We start from the raw sequence: 15,188 nt of genomic DNA on the forward strand, positions 1-15,188 counted from the left end.
ATGGAACTCGATCCATGGCTCGCATGCGCCTGTCTCGCCTGACGTTTCCCCGGACGCTGATTTCCGCCACTGCCGTGGCGGTTGCGTTGTCCGCGTCCATACCCGTCGCCATCGCGGCAGACCACGCAGCGCCGGCCGCCGCACCCGCCGCCAAGCTGCCGCCCGGCCCCGTGGCGGGCACGAACCTGCCCAAAAGCTATGTGCTCAATGTCGGCAAGATGGCCTATATCTGGGGTTGGCCGATGGTCAACATGCGCAACCGGTACATGGTGTTTTCCAAGGTGCCGGAGAACGGACTCGGTGATGGCGTGCTGCCGGTGGCGCCGCTGAACCGGCTGACGATGCTGACCGACTACATCAAGCCCGAGGAACGCGCGGTGGCCACGCCAAATCAGGACGTGGTCTATGGCTTCGGCCTTCTCTCGCTGGAAAAGGAGCCTGTGGTGTTCCAGGTGCCTGACTTCGGCAACCGCTTCTGGGTCTATCAGCTTGGCGACCAGCGTACTGACACGCTCGGCGGCGCCGGCAGGATGTATGGCACCAAGCCGGGCTTCTATATGGTGGTGGGGCCGAACTGGAAGGGCAAGACACCCAAGGGCATCCAGGGTGTATATCGCTCGCCGACCAATATCGCCTATATCATTCCGCGCGCATTCCTGGACGACACCGCGCAGGACCGCCAGGCGATCCAGCCGGTGATCAGCCAGGTCATGGCCTATCCGCTCAGTGAGTACGACGGCAAGGTGAAGACCAGGGACTGGTCGAAAATCCCGAGTCTTTCCGATCCGGCCGGGGGCAAGCAGGGTAGCGGTGGCGAAACGCAGTGGGTCAAGCCCGAGGCGTTTTTCAAGGAACTGCCGATCATCCTGAAGGAAGTGCCGCCGCAGCGTGGCGAAGAGGCGCTGTACGCGTGGTTCCAGTCAATTCTTGACGCGGCCGCCAAGGACCCGGCCATCGCCGATACGCTGACGCAGGCCGCCCTGGATGCCGATAAGGAGATGATGACGCCGATGCATCAGTACTCCTACGCCGGGGTTCCCGTGGGCAATGGCTGGGTGGCGTCGATGAACGGCGCGGAGTTCGGCACCGATTACTACAGCCGCGCCGCGGCGGCCAAGGCCAATATTTTCGTGAATCCGCGCCGCGAGGCGGCCTACTTTGGCCAGGAATACGATTCGAACAAGGCGCGCCTGAATGGCGCCAGCGCCTACACACTTACGTTCCCGAAGGGGGCGCTGCCGCCTGTGAACGGGTTCTGGTCGCTCACGCTCTATGACGCCGCACATTTCTTCGCACCGAATGAGATCAACCGCTACTCGCTCGGCACCAAGAACAAGGACCTGGTCTACAACGCCGATGGCTCGCTGACCCTCTACGTGCAGAACAAGAAGCCGGCCGCCGACAAGTTGGCCAACTGGCTGCCTGCGCCCACCGGCGACTTCGAGTTGTTCGTCCGCGCGTACTGGCCCAAGGCTGAGATCCTCCAGAACACGTGGGCGCCGCCGCCCGTCATCAAGGCAAACTGATTTTGTTCCCTGTCAGCGTAGGGAGAGGGGCAGGACATGGCGTCCTGCCCTTTTTGTTTCCGATTCACTAAAGTCCTTGCTTAACTATTCGGGGTCTCTATACTAAAGGACATGCTTAACTATATCGATCCAGACCCCCTCGACGCCACTTTCCAGGCACTGGCCGATTCCACACGGCGCACGATGCTTGGAAAGCTGGCGCGCGGCCCGTTATCGGTCACGGAACTGGCGCGGCCGCTGGCGATGTCGCTGCCGGCGGTCATGCAGCACCTTTCCGTGCTGGAACAGGCGGGCCTGGTGCGGACCGAAAAGGTTGGGCGAGTACGCACCTGCCGCATGGCGCCGAACGCGCTCAGTGAGGCAGAGCAGTGGATCAGCGCCCGCCGCGCCGAATGGGAAGGGCATTTCGACCGGCTGGGCGAATACCTCGAAACCATGAAGAAGGAGGCAGCATCTGATGGCAACGGCAACTGAAACAGCTCCGGTGGCAGACCGCCAGTCCCTGACCGTCTCACGTGCGTTCAATGCGCCGCGTGATCTCGTGTTCAAGGCGTGGAGCGCCGCCGAGCACCTGAAGCACTGGTTCTGTCCGCAAGGATTCACGATTCCCGAGTGCGAAGTCGAATTCCGCCCGGGCGGCAAGTTCGATCTCTGGATGCGCTCGCTGGATGGAAAGTACTCGCACTGGATTCGCGGGCACTACGTCGAGATCATGCCCCATTCAAGGCTGGTGCTGGACCTGACCGTGGTGTCCGAAACCGGCACCGCACTGTTCAATGCCCACACGACGGTCGGCTTCGATACCGTATGCGGCGGCACCGAAATGACCGTGACCCAGCGCTACACGGCGCTGGACCCGTCGGCCGGCAATTTCACGCGCGGCGCGGAAGAGGGCTGGGCCCAGACGCTGGACCGGCTGGAAAAGGAGGTGGCGCGCATCGCCGCGGCCGCCCCGGCGCGCTCGGTCGCCCACGGCATGTTCACGATCGAACGCACCTACGACGCACCACCCGAACTGGTATTCCGCGCGCTCAGCGACCCCGTTGCCAAGGCGCAGTGGTTCAACGGCGGCAAGGGCTATACCGAGGTGAGCCGTTCGATGGATGTACGCCCCGGCGGCCGCGAGCATTTGCAGGGGCGCTGGGAGAACGGCCTGGTGTCGACGTTCGATGCGGTGTACTTCGACGTCATTCCGAACGAGCGGCTTGTCTACAGCTACGAGATGCACATGGGCGAGCGCAAGATCTCGGTCTCGCTGGCTACGTTTGAACTGAAACCGGCCGAGCAGGGCACGCGCCTCACAATGACCGAGCATGGCGCGTTTCTCGACGGCTACGACGACGCGGGTTCGCGCGAGCACGGATCGGGTTTGCTGCTCGACGCTATTGGGGAGTGGCTGAAGGGGATGGTGAAACGTTGAGGGCCGGCTGAGAGGAGGATCCGGCGTCGAACGAGGAGACCCGACGCCGGAAAAGGCTGACCACAAACTTTTACTTCTACTACTTGCTTCTACTTCTACTACTTGCTTCTACTTCTACTACTTGCTTCTACTTCTACTGCGTACTTCTACTTCTACTGCGTACTGCAACTACCTACTGCTACTTCAGGCGCGCTGCTCCGGAGGAGCGGAAACGCCGGTACGGTCCATGCCGGCCAGGTTCAGGCTGGCTGCGCCGCGGGCACCGTCGGTGTACACGTCGCGTTGACGGATGCCATTCGCGCCGTCGGTGTACACGTCGCGTTGGCGGATACCGTGAGCGCCATCGGTGTACGGGTCACGTGTGCCGACGCGCATTTCATAGCCATAACGGTCGGCGGATACGCCGCGGTCTTGCTGGGGTTGCGCCACGGCCAGCGCGCTGGCGCCAAGCAGCGTCGTGGTGATAGTCGTGGCAATCAGAGCTTTGAACATGTTGTTGTGCGTGTGAACTTCAACTGGGTTGGACGGCGCGTCGGGCAGGATGGATGGAGGTGTTTGTCAGGACGCGCCGTCCGGGGGCGCCTTGTGGGCGATGCTGCATCGGGGGGGGGTGCAGCACGAGATGAAGTGTAGCCATCCCAATCCATTCCCGTGATGATTAATAAATCTAAACATCAGTCGTTTTTTTCATGCGACTGCATCGTGAGCCGAAGCACCACGAGCGCGCTTAGTACGTCAGCCATCTGCTGGCTATCGGTACGCAGTGCCATGACCTGATCGATCGATGTATCGAGCCACTGATGCAGCGGCAACGGCACGGGCACCACGTGCCCGGCCTTCACTCGCGCACGGAAGTGCCTTGCCACGATGCTCAGCACGCGCCGGATCGGCTTGCGCGCTGACGGCGGCAGTGATGGCAGCGCGCGCTGCAGCGCCAGCGTGCAGTAGCCGATCTGCAACTCCGTGAACCCGTCGGATGCCAGCCGCCCGCGCGTGGCGCCAAGGCGCGGCATCAACTGGCCGAGCCGGTCGAGCATCCGTGCGCCCAGTCGCGAATGGATGTCCGCCGCGCGCCAGGTGGCCGCGTGCGCCAGGTCCTGCCAGCTTGCACGCAACAGGCGGTGCGCGGCCACATGGGCGCCGAACGGACGCGCCAGCACCGCCCATACCGGTGCGAACAGCATGGCCGCTGCGTTGGCCAGGCTTGTGTTGAAGATGCCAAGGAAGTTGGTGTCGTAGACGCTCTGCACGTTGGAGAACGAGGCGGTGTTGACTGACAGCAGCATTGCGATCAGGTTGAAACCGGGCCGCTGGATCAGCATGCCGATACCGAGGTACGGCACGGACAGCATGGCCGCCAGCGTCTCGAACGTCTGGGCATGCGGAATCACCAGGAACAGGTAGAACGACGCAATCAGCAGGCAGGCGGCGCTCCAGCGCAGGAACGTGCGCGCCACGGGGCGCGGCTCGTCGATGGTCGCGAAGAAGCAGCTGGCGATCGACGCCACGGCCACCGGCCCGCCGCCGTCCTCCCAGCCCGAGAAGATCCACAGCAAGCCGGCGCAGAACACCGCCAGGCCGGCTGAAACCGCGCCGAACAGCAACATGGCGTGATCGTGATAGGCAGCGGCTTGCTCGGCCTGGTCATCGGATACGGCGTCGTCGGGCAGCGGCCCCGCAGGGCGGTCCCCGATGCCATGCTGCAGCGTCTCGCAGGTCTGCATGAGCTTGCTGAACTGCCCATGCAGGTGGGCGGCAGTTCGCGTGAGCGCGACGTGCGCGCTGTCGTCGTCGGCGGCGCGCTGCGCTTGCAGCACGTTTTCCAGCGCCGAGAGGATCGGCATCAGCCCCGACATGCGGGCACGCAATGCGCGCGCATGCTGCAGCGTCAGTTCGCTTTCGGTGTCGAACGAAAGCTGCACGATCAGTTGATCGAGCGCCAGCATGTCCGCGGCCAGCCGATGGCGGCCGGCGTTGGCGCGCGGATTGGCGCTGACGATATCGTTGGCCCAGGCTGCTGCATCGTCCAGCCAGATCCGTATGCGATCACGCAGCGCCGGTGCGACCTTCGCGGGGAATACGATCGACCCGACCATGGCCGCGCAGACGATGCCGATCACGATCTCCTCGATGCGGGCCACGGCAATGTCGAAGATCTGGCCCGGCTGCATCACCGCCGGCAACGCGACAATCGGCAACGTATAGGCCGCCAGCAGAAACACGTAGCTGCGCGGCGAGCGCTGCAGCAGCGACAGGTAGACCAGCACCACGATCCACAGCGAGATGGCGCCCAGCAGCACGATCGGCATATTGACCAGTTGCGGCACGGTGACCACGGCGGCGGTGGCGCCCAGAACGGTCCCTGCCACCCGATAGGCCGCCTTCGAGCGTGTGGCGCCCGTGAGCGGATGGGAGACGAAATAGACCGTGGCCATGGCCCAGTAGGGGCGCGGCAGGCCGAAATACAGTGCGATGTAGAGCGCCAGCATCGCGGCAGCGAATGCCTTCAGCGAAAACAGCCACTGTCGGGCATGCGGCCAGCTAGCCATGATTTTTGATGCACCGGTCTGACCGGTGGGGGCGTTATGGGGCGTAGGATCGCAAGTGTAACGGTGCTGCGAACATTCTCTGCATGATTTAAAATTCCGCCACTCAGTCGGAATTTTCATAGGAACCAGATCATGCCGATCGACATCCGCGCGCTGCGCTACTTCGTGGAAACGGCACGTCTTAAGAGTTTTACGCAGGCTGCCTCGTCACTTTTCGTCACGCAGTCGACGATCAGCAAGATGGTCAAGCAGCTTGAGGACGAGGTTGGACAGCCACTGCTGATCCGTGAAGGCAAGGCCGTCCGGCTTACCGACGTCGGCAGGGTCGTCTATGACCGTGGGCAGGAGGCGCTCGGCGTGGTGCACCGGCTGACGCTGGAGGTGGCGGACCTGTCGTCGCTTGGCAGGGGGCAACTGACGGTTGGCATCCCGCCGATGGTCAACCTGTTCTTTTCACCGGCAGTCAGCACATTCCGGCATCGCTATCCCAATCTGCAGCTGACGCTGTCCGAGCATGGCGGGCAGATTGTCGAGCAGCAGGTGGCCAATGGCGAACTGGAAGTGGGGGCGACGGTGCTGCCCGGCGACAGCGGCCTGCAACTGGAGACGCGCCAGTTCGCCAAGTACCCGATCTGGGCGGTGGGCCCACATCGCGCGGCATGGGCCAGCGGGCGCACTGTCACGCTGTCCGCGCTGCGCGATGAGCCACTGGTGATGCTGACCGACGAATTCTCGCTGACGCGCAAGCTGCGCCAGGCCTTTCTGGATGCCCGCATCGAACCACATGTGGTGGCGCAAAGCGGCCACTGGGACTTCCTCGCATCAATGGCCGCCGCCGGCCTTGGCACCACGTTCCTTCCCGAACCGCTGCTGGCGCGCCTGGAAACGCGCGACAAACTGGCCGTCGCCCGCCTGACCGAACCCACCGTGGACTGGTCGCTGGCCCACATCTGGTCGCCGGGTCGCTACTTGTCCCACGCTGCGCGGGCGTGGCTGGATGTGTGTGAGGAGGTAATGGGGTAGATTTTCTCCCCTCTCCCGCACGCGGGAGAGGGGCAGGGGGAGAGGGCCTAGCGGTTCAAATTGCGACAAGGCGGCAAGCAGCGCCGCCATGCCCTCTCCCCCGACCCCTCTCCCACTTTGTGGGAGAGGGGAGACCACCACCAGTCAGTACTACCGCGCCCGCAGCGCATCCACAATATTCAATCGCGACGCCCTGAGCGCAGGCAGGAAGCCGCCGATCAGGCCCATCGCCATGGCGAACAGCAGGGTCTTGATGACGATGGGTGGTGTCAGCACGAAGCGGAACGACAGGTCCGCGAACGTCTGGAAATTGGTGGTCGAGAACGACGCAAACTGCATCAGCGATGCGCAAAGCAGGCCGGCCAGGCCGCCAATCAGCCCGAGCAACACCGCTTCGATCAGGAATGCCGCGAGCACGTTGATGCGCCGGAATCCCAGCGCGCGCAGCGTGCCGATTTCGCCGACGCGATTGGCGACGGATGCGTACATCGTGATCATTGCGCCGATCATGGCCGCGATGGAGAAGATCGTCGTCAGCGTCAGCCCGAGGATATTGATGAACGTCGACAGCGCCTTCGACTGGTCGCTGTAGAACTGCTGCTCGCGCTTGGCCTCGTTGGCCAGGCGCGGGTCGACGTCGATGTCGGCCCGGAAGCGGTCGAATGCGTCTGACTGGCCGAGCCTGACCACCATCGACGAATAGCTCGTACGCCGGAACGACTGCATCAACTGGTCGACATCGCCCCAGATCTCCGAATCGAAACCGCTGCCGCCAGCGTCGAAGTGGCCGACGACGGTCCAGTCGCGCTGGGCAAAGCGTAGATGGTCGCCGATTCGGACGTTGCCGTATCCCTTGGCGATGCTGCTGCCGACGACGATTTCCGCCGAGCCGGGCTTGAACATGCGGCCTTCGGTCAGCCTGACCTGCGGCCGCATCTCTACGCCCAGCGGCGAGATGCCGCGAATCACCACGTTCGACGGCGTGGTGTAGCCGGTCTTGGTCAGCGAGATCAGCACCACGGCCTCGCGCGAGGACATCGGGCGTCCCTCTGGGGTCAGCGCGACGGCCGGGTGCATCTCCATGGCGGCCGCCTGGTCGCGCGAGATCGCGCTCTGGATCTCGGTCTCCGCGCCCTTGCGGATCAGCACCACGTTGTCGCGCTCGCCAGTTGTCACCAGCGTCTTCTTGAGGCCCGCATCGAGCATCAGCATGGCCGCGAACACAAATACAACCAGCGCCAGGCCGCCCGCTGTCAGCGAGGTGGTCAGGCGCCGGGCCCAGACATTTCGTGCGATGTAGTGGATCGGGATGACCATGGGCGATACCTGTGTCACCCGATTGCCCGCAGGCCTTCGACAATCCGCACGCGCGCGGCCTGTACGGCGGGGACGATGGCGGCCGCCATGCCAACCACCAGCGCGCAGACGGCCTGCATGGCCATCGTGTCATGCGATACCGTGAAGACGGGGAACACGCCGCCAACCGCCTGCTTGAAGAACCGCGCGGCCGGTGGCGTCAGCAGCATGCCAAGCGCGCCGCCGAAGGTGCTGATGACCATCGATTCGCCAAACACCAGCAGCGACAGGAAGCCTGAGCCAAAACCCAGCGCCTTGAGCGTGGCGTATTCGGTGACCCGCTCGCGCGCGCTCATGGCCATGGCGTTGGCCATGACGGCCATCACGATGACGATCACGACATACGACACCAGGCGGATGGCCGCGATGATCTGGTTGGACATCGCCACAAAGCCAAGCTGGAATGCCTGCTCGGTCTCCGTCAGCGTCTCTGCCAGCGAATTGCGGAATACGTTGTCCACGGCGCGCGAGATGGCGGCGGCGTTGTCCGGATTGTCGATGCCAAGCACGTACACGCCCACCTGATCGGCCTGCCGGGCGGTTTTCTTGCGCACGGTCTCGTTCAGGTAATCCCAGTGGAAGATCATCTGGCGCGTGATCGTGCTTTCGTCGCGTCCCTCCATGATGCCGCGCACGACAAAGTCCCAAGTGCCCGGATAAATCGTGCCCTTGATCGGGATGACGTCGCCCACCTTGAACCCGTACAGGTCCGCAAGCTGTCGCCCGACCAGTGCGCCGCGCCGGTCGCGTTCGTAATCAGCGCGCTGCGCGGGCGGCACGATGAATTCGGGATAAAGGTCCAGATAGTTGTCAGAAACGGCGAACTGGGCGAAAAAGTTCTTCGGATCGCGATAGACGCCGCCAAACCAGTTCGAACGCGCCACCAGCGTCACGCCGTCCACGCCCTTGATGCGGCTCTCATAACTGAGCGGCAGCGTAAACGTCAGCGAGATCGCATTGCGCGTCACCAGCCGCGCGTTCGATGCGGCCGAGGCGCCTGCGTACCACGCATCCACCACGGTCTGCAGCAGGCCGTACGCCAGCACGGCGATCACCAGCCCGAGCACGGTCAGTGCCGTGCGCAGCTTGTGGCGCATCGCGTTGCGGGCGATCAGCTTGGCCAGGTACATGATTAGCGAAACACCTTGCCGGCGCCGCCAACGCCACCATCCGTCAGCTCGCCCTTTTCCAGATGGACGAGCGATTTCGCGGCCTCGGCCGCGTGGGCGTCGTGCGTCACCATGATGATGGTCTTGCCGAGATCGGCGTTCAGGCGCTGGAGCATCGATAGGATCTCCGTGGCCGATGTACGGTCAAGGTCGCCGGTGGGTTCGTCCGCGACGATCAGCGTCGGGTCGGTGATCAACGCACGCGCAATCGCCACGCGCTGCTGCTGCCCCCCGGAGAGTTCGGACGGGTAGTGATCCATCCGCTCGGCCAGGTTGACCATGCGCAGCACCAGTTCCACACGCTCGCGCCGTTCGGTGCGCGATAGCCGGGTCAGCATCAGCGGCAGCTCCACATTCTCAAACGCGGTCAGTACCGGCATCAGATTGTAGAACTGGAAGATGAAGCCGACATGGGCGGCGCGCCAGTCGGCCAGCGCGGATTCTGGCAGGTCGGAAATATCGACACCGCCGACGATCAGTTCGCCGCTGTCCGGCCGATCGATGCCGGCGATCAGGTTCAGCAGCGTGCTCTTGCCGGAGCCCGACGGCCCCATCAGCGCGATAAAGTCGCCCGCGGCGATATCGAGTGAGATATCGGACAGCACCGGCACGGTCTGCGCGCCGCGCTGGTACGACTTGGCCAGATGACGGATCGAAACGAGAGGGGCGGCGGCCATGATTACTTCTTGGTCACCGAGACCTTGCCGCCGTCGGTCAGCTTGTCGGTCGGCGCCAGCACCACCACGTCCCCGGGCTTGACGCCCTGGACGGCGACCAGTTCGCCGATCTTTTCGCCGCGCGTCACGGTTACCTGCCTGACCTTGCCATCCTGAACCACGAAAACGGTCGGCTTGCCGTCGCGCTCGACCACGGCAGTCGGCTGCACGGCCGTCACCGGCTTGTTCTCTCCAGGCGGCACAGGCTTGGACAGAAATGCGATCTTGGCGCTCATGTCAGGCAGCACGCGCGGGTCACGATCGACGAAGCGGATCTTGACCAGCACGGTGGCCTTGGATCGGTCGACGGTGGGCACGATGCGCGATACGCGTCCTTCCATGCGCAGGTTGGGCAGCGCGTCCAGCAGGATCTCGCACGGCTGTTCGACCGTGATCTTGGCGATGTTGGATTCAGCAACGTCAGCTTCCACTTCCAGCGTGGACATGTCCGCGATGGTCACGATCGCGCCCTTGGTGTCGGCCGCGGCCGAGAAAGGCGTGATGTTGTCGCCAACGTTCGCGTGCTTGATCAGCACCACACCGTCGAACGGCGCGCGGACCACGGTCTGTTCCACGGCCACTTCGGCCGCGCGGGCATTGGCCTTGGCCGAGGCAATGGACGCCTGCGAGTTGCTGATCGATGCGCGCGCCTTGTTGTAGCGGGCCAGGTCCGAATCGTATTGCTGCTTCGAGATGGCGGCGGGGGCGAGCAGTTCCTTCGAGCGGCGCAGGTTGACGTCGGCATCGCGCAGTTCTGCTTGCTGCAGTTCCAGGTTGGCCTCGGCCACCTGCACCTGGGCGCGCGCCTGCGCCGCCGACGCCTCCACGTCGCGGCTTTCAATCCGGGCGATGATCTCGTCCTTCTTGACGCGCGATCCTTCCAGCACGCCAAGCCATTCCAGCCGGCCCTGCGCCTTCGACGCCACCGCCGCCTTGCGCTGCGGCACCACGTAGCCGGTGGCGTTCAGCAGCGTGTAGTTCTGCGATGGGTAGGCCGCCGTGACCGTGACCGTTTCCACCGGCTGCGGGCCGGCCAGCTTCACGCCGATACCGGCCAGCACGAGAACAACGACGGCAACGATCGCGTAACGCAGCCAGTGACGGCGCCGACGCGTCGCGGGCGCCATGGCACTGCGTTCGATCTTCAGCTTGCTCAGGTCTTGATCAGCCAATTTGGGAGGCGTCCCGTTGTGGACGAATGCCGAGAAAGGCCCCCAGTATAGCCACTGGCCGTACCGCCTGGCAGATGCGAGGCAGGTGCGAGGCAGGTGCGAGGCAGATGGCGTGCAGGCGGTGCGGCAGGGGCTAGAGCAGTTTGCCGGGATTCATGATGCCGCTCGGGTCAAACACCTGCTTGATGGCGCGCATCAGGCGCAGTTCGAGCGGGTCCTTGAGCGCCAGGAAGGCGTCGCGCTTGAGCTGGCCGATGCCGTGCTCGGCGCTGATGCTGCCGTTGTAGCGCGCCACTTCTTCAAGCACGTCATCGCTGACGGCCTTGCCTTCGCCCAGCGCCCATTTCGGCTCGGCGCCGAGCGGACGCGACAGGTTGTAGTGCAGGTTGCCGTCGCCGAAGTGGCCGAAGATGAACGGGCGAACACCCGGATGGCGCGCCGCCAGGCGAGCTTCCATCGACGCCATGAAGGCCGGAATGGCCTCGATTGGCAGCGACACATCGTGCTTCAGGTGCAGGCCGTCCGCGCGCTGGGCTTCCGAAATTTCCTCGCGCAGGCGCCACAGGCCCTGCAGCTGGGCCAGCGATGCCGAAACGGCCGCGTCCAGGCACAGCCCCTGATCGAGCGCGTCGCCAATCACCGATTCGAGTAGCGCATTGAGGACGTCTTCGGGCGCCGTGTCGGCGATCTCCACCAACACATAAGCCGGGTGGCGGTCGGCGAATGGCGCGTGCACGCCTTCGACGTGGGTCAGCACAAGGTCCAGGCACGCGCCGGTAAAGAACTCGTAGGCCTGCAGCCGCGCGCCGCAACGCGCGAACAACAGCGAAAACAGTTGCAACGCCTGCTGGGGCGATTCGACGGCCGCCAGCACGACGGCCCGGGAATCCGCACGCGGCAGCAGGCGCAGCGCGGCGGCTGTGATGATGCCGAGCGTGCCTTCCGATCCGATCAGCAACTGCTTGAGGTCGTAGCCGGTGTTGTCCTTGCGCAGCGTGCGCAGCCCGTGAAAGATCTCGCCATTTGGCAGCACCGCTTCCACGCCGAGCACCAGTTCGCGCGTCATGCCGTATCGCACCACGTTGACGCCGCCGGCGTTGGTCGCCAGATTGCCGCCGATCTGGCAGGAATCCTCGGCCGCCAGCGACAGCGGGAACAAACGGTCTGCCTCCTCGGCGGCGCGGCGCAGGTTGCCGAGGATGCAACCGGCCTCGGCAACCATCGTGTTGGCGATCGTGTCGATCGAGCGGATCTTGTCCATGCGGTCGAGGCTGAGCACGACGTTGGCGCGATTGCCGTCCGGTGCCGCGCCGCCGCACAGCCCGGTGTTGCCGCCGCGCGGCACCACGGGCACGCCGGCCTGCTGGCATAGCGCCAGCGCCTGGGCCACCTGTTCGCTGGTACGCGGACGGATTACGGCCTGCGCCTGGCCCTTGTACAGGCCGCGCCAGTCGGCAAGCCAGGGCGCCACATCGTCCGGCGCGGTGGCCACCACGTCGGGGCCCAGGGTTTCGGTCAGGCGTTGCGCGAAGTTCGTATCGGACATGATCTGCGGTTGGGGGAGTGCGGTTTTTTCGAGAGGCTCAGCGTGGCTCGCGCATCGGCAGGCCAAGCCGGGCGGCAGCGTTGCGCAGGTGTACGGCGGCACTCAGGCGGGCCCGATCGGCGTCCCGGGCGCGAATCGCGTCGAAGATCGCCACGTGCTCGCCATGGACCTGCGTGGGCAGGCCCGGCTGTTTGCTGGAGTTCACGCGTGCGGTGCGCACGGCCTGATGCAACTGCAGCGTCATGTATTGCAGCAACTGCAGGTAGTACTTGTTGTGCGTGGCCATGGCGATGGCGATATGAAACTGGATATCGGGCTCCACGCCGTGATCGGCATCATCAAGCTGCGAAGCCAGCGCGTCGAGCAGGGCGCCCATGCGCGATATGTCCTGCTCGGTGCGATGCTGCGCAGCCATCGCCGCGGCGGCACTTTCCAGGTCAAGACGCAACTCGAAGATGTCGGCCAGATCGGCCATGTCGGCGTTGCCCGCCAGGCGGAAGCCACTGTCGCTGACGCGCGAACGCACCGTGCTGCCCAGCCCCTGACGGCTTTCGATCATCCCCAGCGAGCGCAGATGCTCGGTCACCTCGCGAATCACGGCCGCGCTGACGCCATAGCGCTCGGAAAGCTGCTTGCCGGTGGGCAGCCGTGTGCCGACGGGAAATGTGCCGTCGGCGATCTCGCCACGAAGCTGCTGGATCACGCGCTCGGTCAGGGTAATGGGTCGGGTCTGCATGGCCGACACCTTACGCTTTTCTGGTTATATGAAAACTTGGGGTAAACGCCTAAATTCGGGAGGTCTTCGGGCTGGATGCATCTTCACGCCCGCGGGCCAGGGCTCGCACAGGTTGCGAGGGGCGCCGGCCGCAATCAGCGCTGCAGGACCAGATTGGTCCAGTGGACGTCGGTGCGATCCATCAGGCCGCTGCGCTGGCTGCAGTGCGCAGCGCGCATGCCGAAGGGCGCGGCCAGCGCGATGGTTTCCTCGGCCGAGACATCGAACATGCGCCGGCCGGCTGGCACCGGGCCGTGTCGCAGCGACAGGAATACCAGGCCGTGGTCGGCCAGCAGGGCATCCACAGCCGCCATCGCCTGTGCACGCTCTTCGGCATCCAGGTGCATCCAGACGGCGGTCAGCATGATCGCGTCGAAGCGCACCGATTGTTCGCGCAGCTTTGCCAGCGCGGGCAGGCTGTCGTCGAGCCACTCGATCGGCACGTCCGCGTGAAGCTGACGACCGGCCTCGCGCAATTCGGCGGTTGGTTCGATGGCGACCACATGATGTCCACGCCGTGCCAGTGCCGCAGCATCGCGCCCGGTGCCGGCGCCGATATCGGCAATGCGCGCTGGCTCGGCCGGCAGCAGGTGTAGTACGTCGTGGTGGACATCTTCGAACGTGATGCTTTCGTACTGGATGACGAGTGCTTCTGCCTGTTCGCCATAGCCGGCCGTACTTGTCGTCCCCATGATCACAGCTTCCCTTCAATCGCTTTCCGCTCGCGCCACATCTCCTGCACGAACGGATCGGTGATGCCGTACAGGCCGTGCCCCTTGCGCATGATCAGGTTGGTGGCCATCAACTCGTTGACCACCGGCTGCGCCTCCTCGACCTTGACCTCCCGGCCGATCGCCCTGGAGTAGGCCGTCGCGGCCTCCGCCGAGAACAAACCCCGTGCATCGCCTTGCGTGGAGGCGATGCGGTCGAAGATCGCCGTTGCCAGGCCGCCGAGTTGTTCGACCTTCATCAGTTCAACGTCGGCCGCGGCCGAGCGCAAGGTGTTGGCGATGACCGGCAGGTGTTCGTCGGGATTGCTGCCCGCGGGCAGGTGGAAGTGCAACTGCCGCAGCGCCCTGATCATTTCCTCGGGGCGATTGCCGAGTGCCTGGAATGCTTGCATCGCGACAGCAGGCGAGGGCAGGGAGGTAAAGCCCTCGGCGGACAGGCGCGCCAGCAGGTTGTCGATGTACTCCTTGTCGAGAACCGGGTAGGCAACCGAAGTGGCGCCCGCAAAGGCCTGGTTACGCCGCGCGGTCAGTTCGCCAACCAGTGCGCGGTGCGATCCGGTTCCGACAAACAGAAAGTGGCCCGGCGTATCGGGGCGAGGATTGATGGCATCGCGCGCGGCCTTCAGCGCCAGCAGCATTTGGTTGCCTTCGTCGGAGGTGATCGCTTGCTGTACTTCATCGACGATCAGCACGACATCGGCGCCAGCCTGATCGACGACTTCTCGCAACGCCTGCGCGAGCGTCGCGCCGCCCGCCTCACCTAGATCTTCCAGTTTGAAGCTGAATTTGAAGCCGAACGCGCCAATGTCGGCCCCGGCCAGCCGCTTGAGCTTGCGGATCGCCGCAGACGATGGCGATTCGAGTTCGCCCAGCGTTTCCCTGACGGCCTCCAGGATCAGTCTGGCCGGGCTCCGCTGCGTGTCGCTCCACAGGTCCACATAGATCACGATCGCACCAAGATCCTCCAGCGCGGGAATCAGATCGTTGAGTAAAAACGTGGTCTTGCCGGTGCGGCGCAGACCGGAAAGGAACAGACCGGACCGCAGGCCCTCGTCGAGGACTCCAGGTTGCAGCAGTTGCCTGGCCATCTGGCGGGCAAGTTCCGGACGCTGGTAGATGTTGCTCATTGGCCGCTTAGTACGAATTATTGAAACGGAATAATTATACGAAATCCATAAAACGACGTAAAAGGGATCATTCCGGCT

Annotated in this window: 14 protein-coding genes; 4 read left to right on the top strand and 10 right to left on the bottom strand. The window is 64.3% G+C overall.

The window, feature by feature from the left end:
• Positions 1-14 precede the first annotated feature (14 nt).
• From B552_RS0123605 to B552_RS0123615, 3 genes are all read left to right on the top strand, one after another.
• Entirely contained in the window at positions 15-1,526 is a 1,512-nt protein-coding gene (locus B552_RS0123605) for a DUF1254 domain-containing protein (protein ID WP_019451529.1), read from the top strand.
• A 111-nt stretch (positions 1,527-1,637) separates the two neighbouring features.
• Positions 1,638-2,000: a metalloregulator ArsR/SmtB family transcription factor gene (locus B552_RS0123610; protein WP_019451530.1), complete on the top strand. Its 363-nt coding sequence runs from the start codon at positions 1,638-1,640 to the stop codon at positions 1,998-2,000.
• Entirely contained in the window at positions 1,984-2,946 is a 963-nt protein-coding gene (locus tag B552_RS0123615) for an SRPBCC family protein (protein ID WP_026035991.1), read from the top strand. The genes B552_RS0123610 and B552_RS0123615 overlap by 17 nt, the downstream gene beginning before the upstream one ends.
• 183 nt (positions 2,947-3,129) lie before the next feature.
• Here B552_RS0123615 and B552_RS0123620 read toward each other — a convergent pair whose 3' ends face one another.
• Together B552_RS0123620 and B552_RS0123625 are read right to left on the bottom strand one after the other, a co-directional pair.
• Positions 3,130-3,438 (bottom strand): hypothetical protein, encoded by a 309-nt coding sequence (locus tag B552_RS0123620; protein WP_019451532.1) that lies wholly within the window; start codon positions 3,436-3,438, stop codon positions 3,130-3,132.
• Positions 3,439-3,620: 182 nt separating this feature from the next.
• Positions 3,621-5,495 carry an FUSC family protein gene (locus tag B552_RS0123625; RefSeq protein ID WP_019451533.1) on the bottom strand — a complete coding sequence of 625 codons (1,875 nt, stop codon included), beginning with the start codon at positions 5,493-5,495 and terminating at the stop codon, positions 3,621-3,623.
• Between the two features lie 132 nt (positions 5,496-5,627).
• Between B552_RS0123625 and B552_RS0123630 the strand changes: the two genes are divergently transcribed.
• Positions 5,628-6,518: a LysR family transcriptional regulator gene (locus B552_RS0123630; protein WP_019451534.1), complete on the top strand. Its 891-nt coding sequence runs from the start codon at positions 5,628-5,630 to the stop codon at positions 6,516-6,518.
• Between the two features lie 150 nt (positions 6,519-6,668).
• Here B552_RS0123630 and B552_RS0123635 read toward each other — a convergent pair whose 3' ends face one another.
• The 8 genes from B552_RS0123635 to B552_RS0123670 all read right to left on the bottom strand — a co-directional run bounded on the left by B552_RS0123635 (position 6,669) and on the right by B552_RS0123670 (position 15,110).
• Entirely contained in the window at positions 6,669-7,835 is a 1,167-nt protein-coding gene (locus B552_RS0123635) for an ABC transporter permease (RefSeq protein WP_019451535.1), read from the bottom strand.
• 14 nt (positions 7,836-7,849) lie between these two features.
• Positions 7,850-9,004 carry an ABC transporter permease gene (locus B552_RS0123640; protein ID WP_019451536.1) on the bottom strand — a complete coding sequence of 385 codons (1,155 nt, stop codon included), beginning with the start codon at positions 9,002-9,004 and terminating at the stop codon, positions 7,850-7,852.
• A 2-nt stretch (positions 9,005-9,006) separates the two neighbouring features.
• The gene (locus B552_RS0123645) at positions 9,007-9,720 is read right to left on the bottom strand and encodes an ABC transporter ATP-binding protein (RefSeq protein ID WP_019451537.1); all 714 of its coding nucleotides are present in this window, start codon (positions 9,718-9,720) and stop codon (positions 9,007-9,009) included.
• Between the two features lie 2 nt (positions 9,721-9,722).
• Positions 9,723-10,931 (bottom strand): efflux RND transporter periplasmic adaptor subunit, encoded by a 1,209-nt coding sequence (locus tag B552_RS0123650; protein ID WP_019451538.1) that lies wholly within the window; start codon positions 10,929-10,931, stop codon positions 9,723-9,725.
• Between the two features lie 133 nt (positions 10,932-11,064).
• On the bottom strand, positions 11,065-12,477 hold the full coding sequence (locus B552_RS0123655; RefSeq protein WP_019451539.1) for an FAD-binding oxidoreductase: 1,413 nt from the start codon (positions 12,475-12,477) through the stop codon (positions 11,065-11,067).
• A gap of 37 nt (positions 12,478-12,514) precedes the next feature.
• Positions 12,515-13,213 carry a FadR/GntR family transcriptional regulator gene (locus B552_RS0123660; protein ID WP_019451540.1) on the bottom strand — a complete coding sequence of 233 codons (699 nt, stop codon included), beginning with the start codon at positions 13,211-13,213 and terminating at the stop codon, positions 12,515-12,517.
• A gap of 134 nt (positions 13,214-13,347) precedes the next feature.
• Entirely contained in the window at positions 13,348-13,944 is a 597-nt protein-coding gene (locus B552_RS0123665) for a class I SAM-dependent methyltransferase (RefSeq protein WP_026035992.1), read from the bottom strand.
• 2 nt (positions 13,945-13,946) lie between these two features.
• A complete protein-coding gene (locus B552_RS0123670; protein ID WP_019451542.1) occupies positions 13,947-15,110 on the bottom strand; it encodes an ATP-binding protein in 1,164 nt (387 codons plus the stop codon).
• Positions 15,111-15,188 lie beyond the last annotated feature (78 nt).

This window comes from Cupriavidus sp. BIS7, assembly GCF_000292345.1.
Lineage (GTDB): Bacteria > Pseudomonadota > Gammaproteobacteria > Burkholderiales > Burkholderiaceae > Cupriavidus.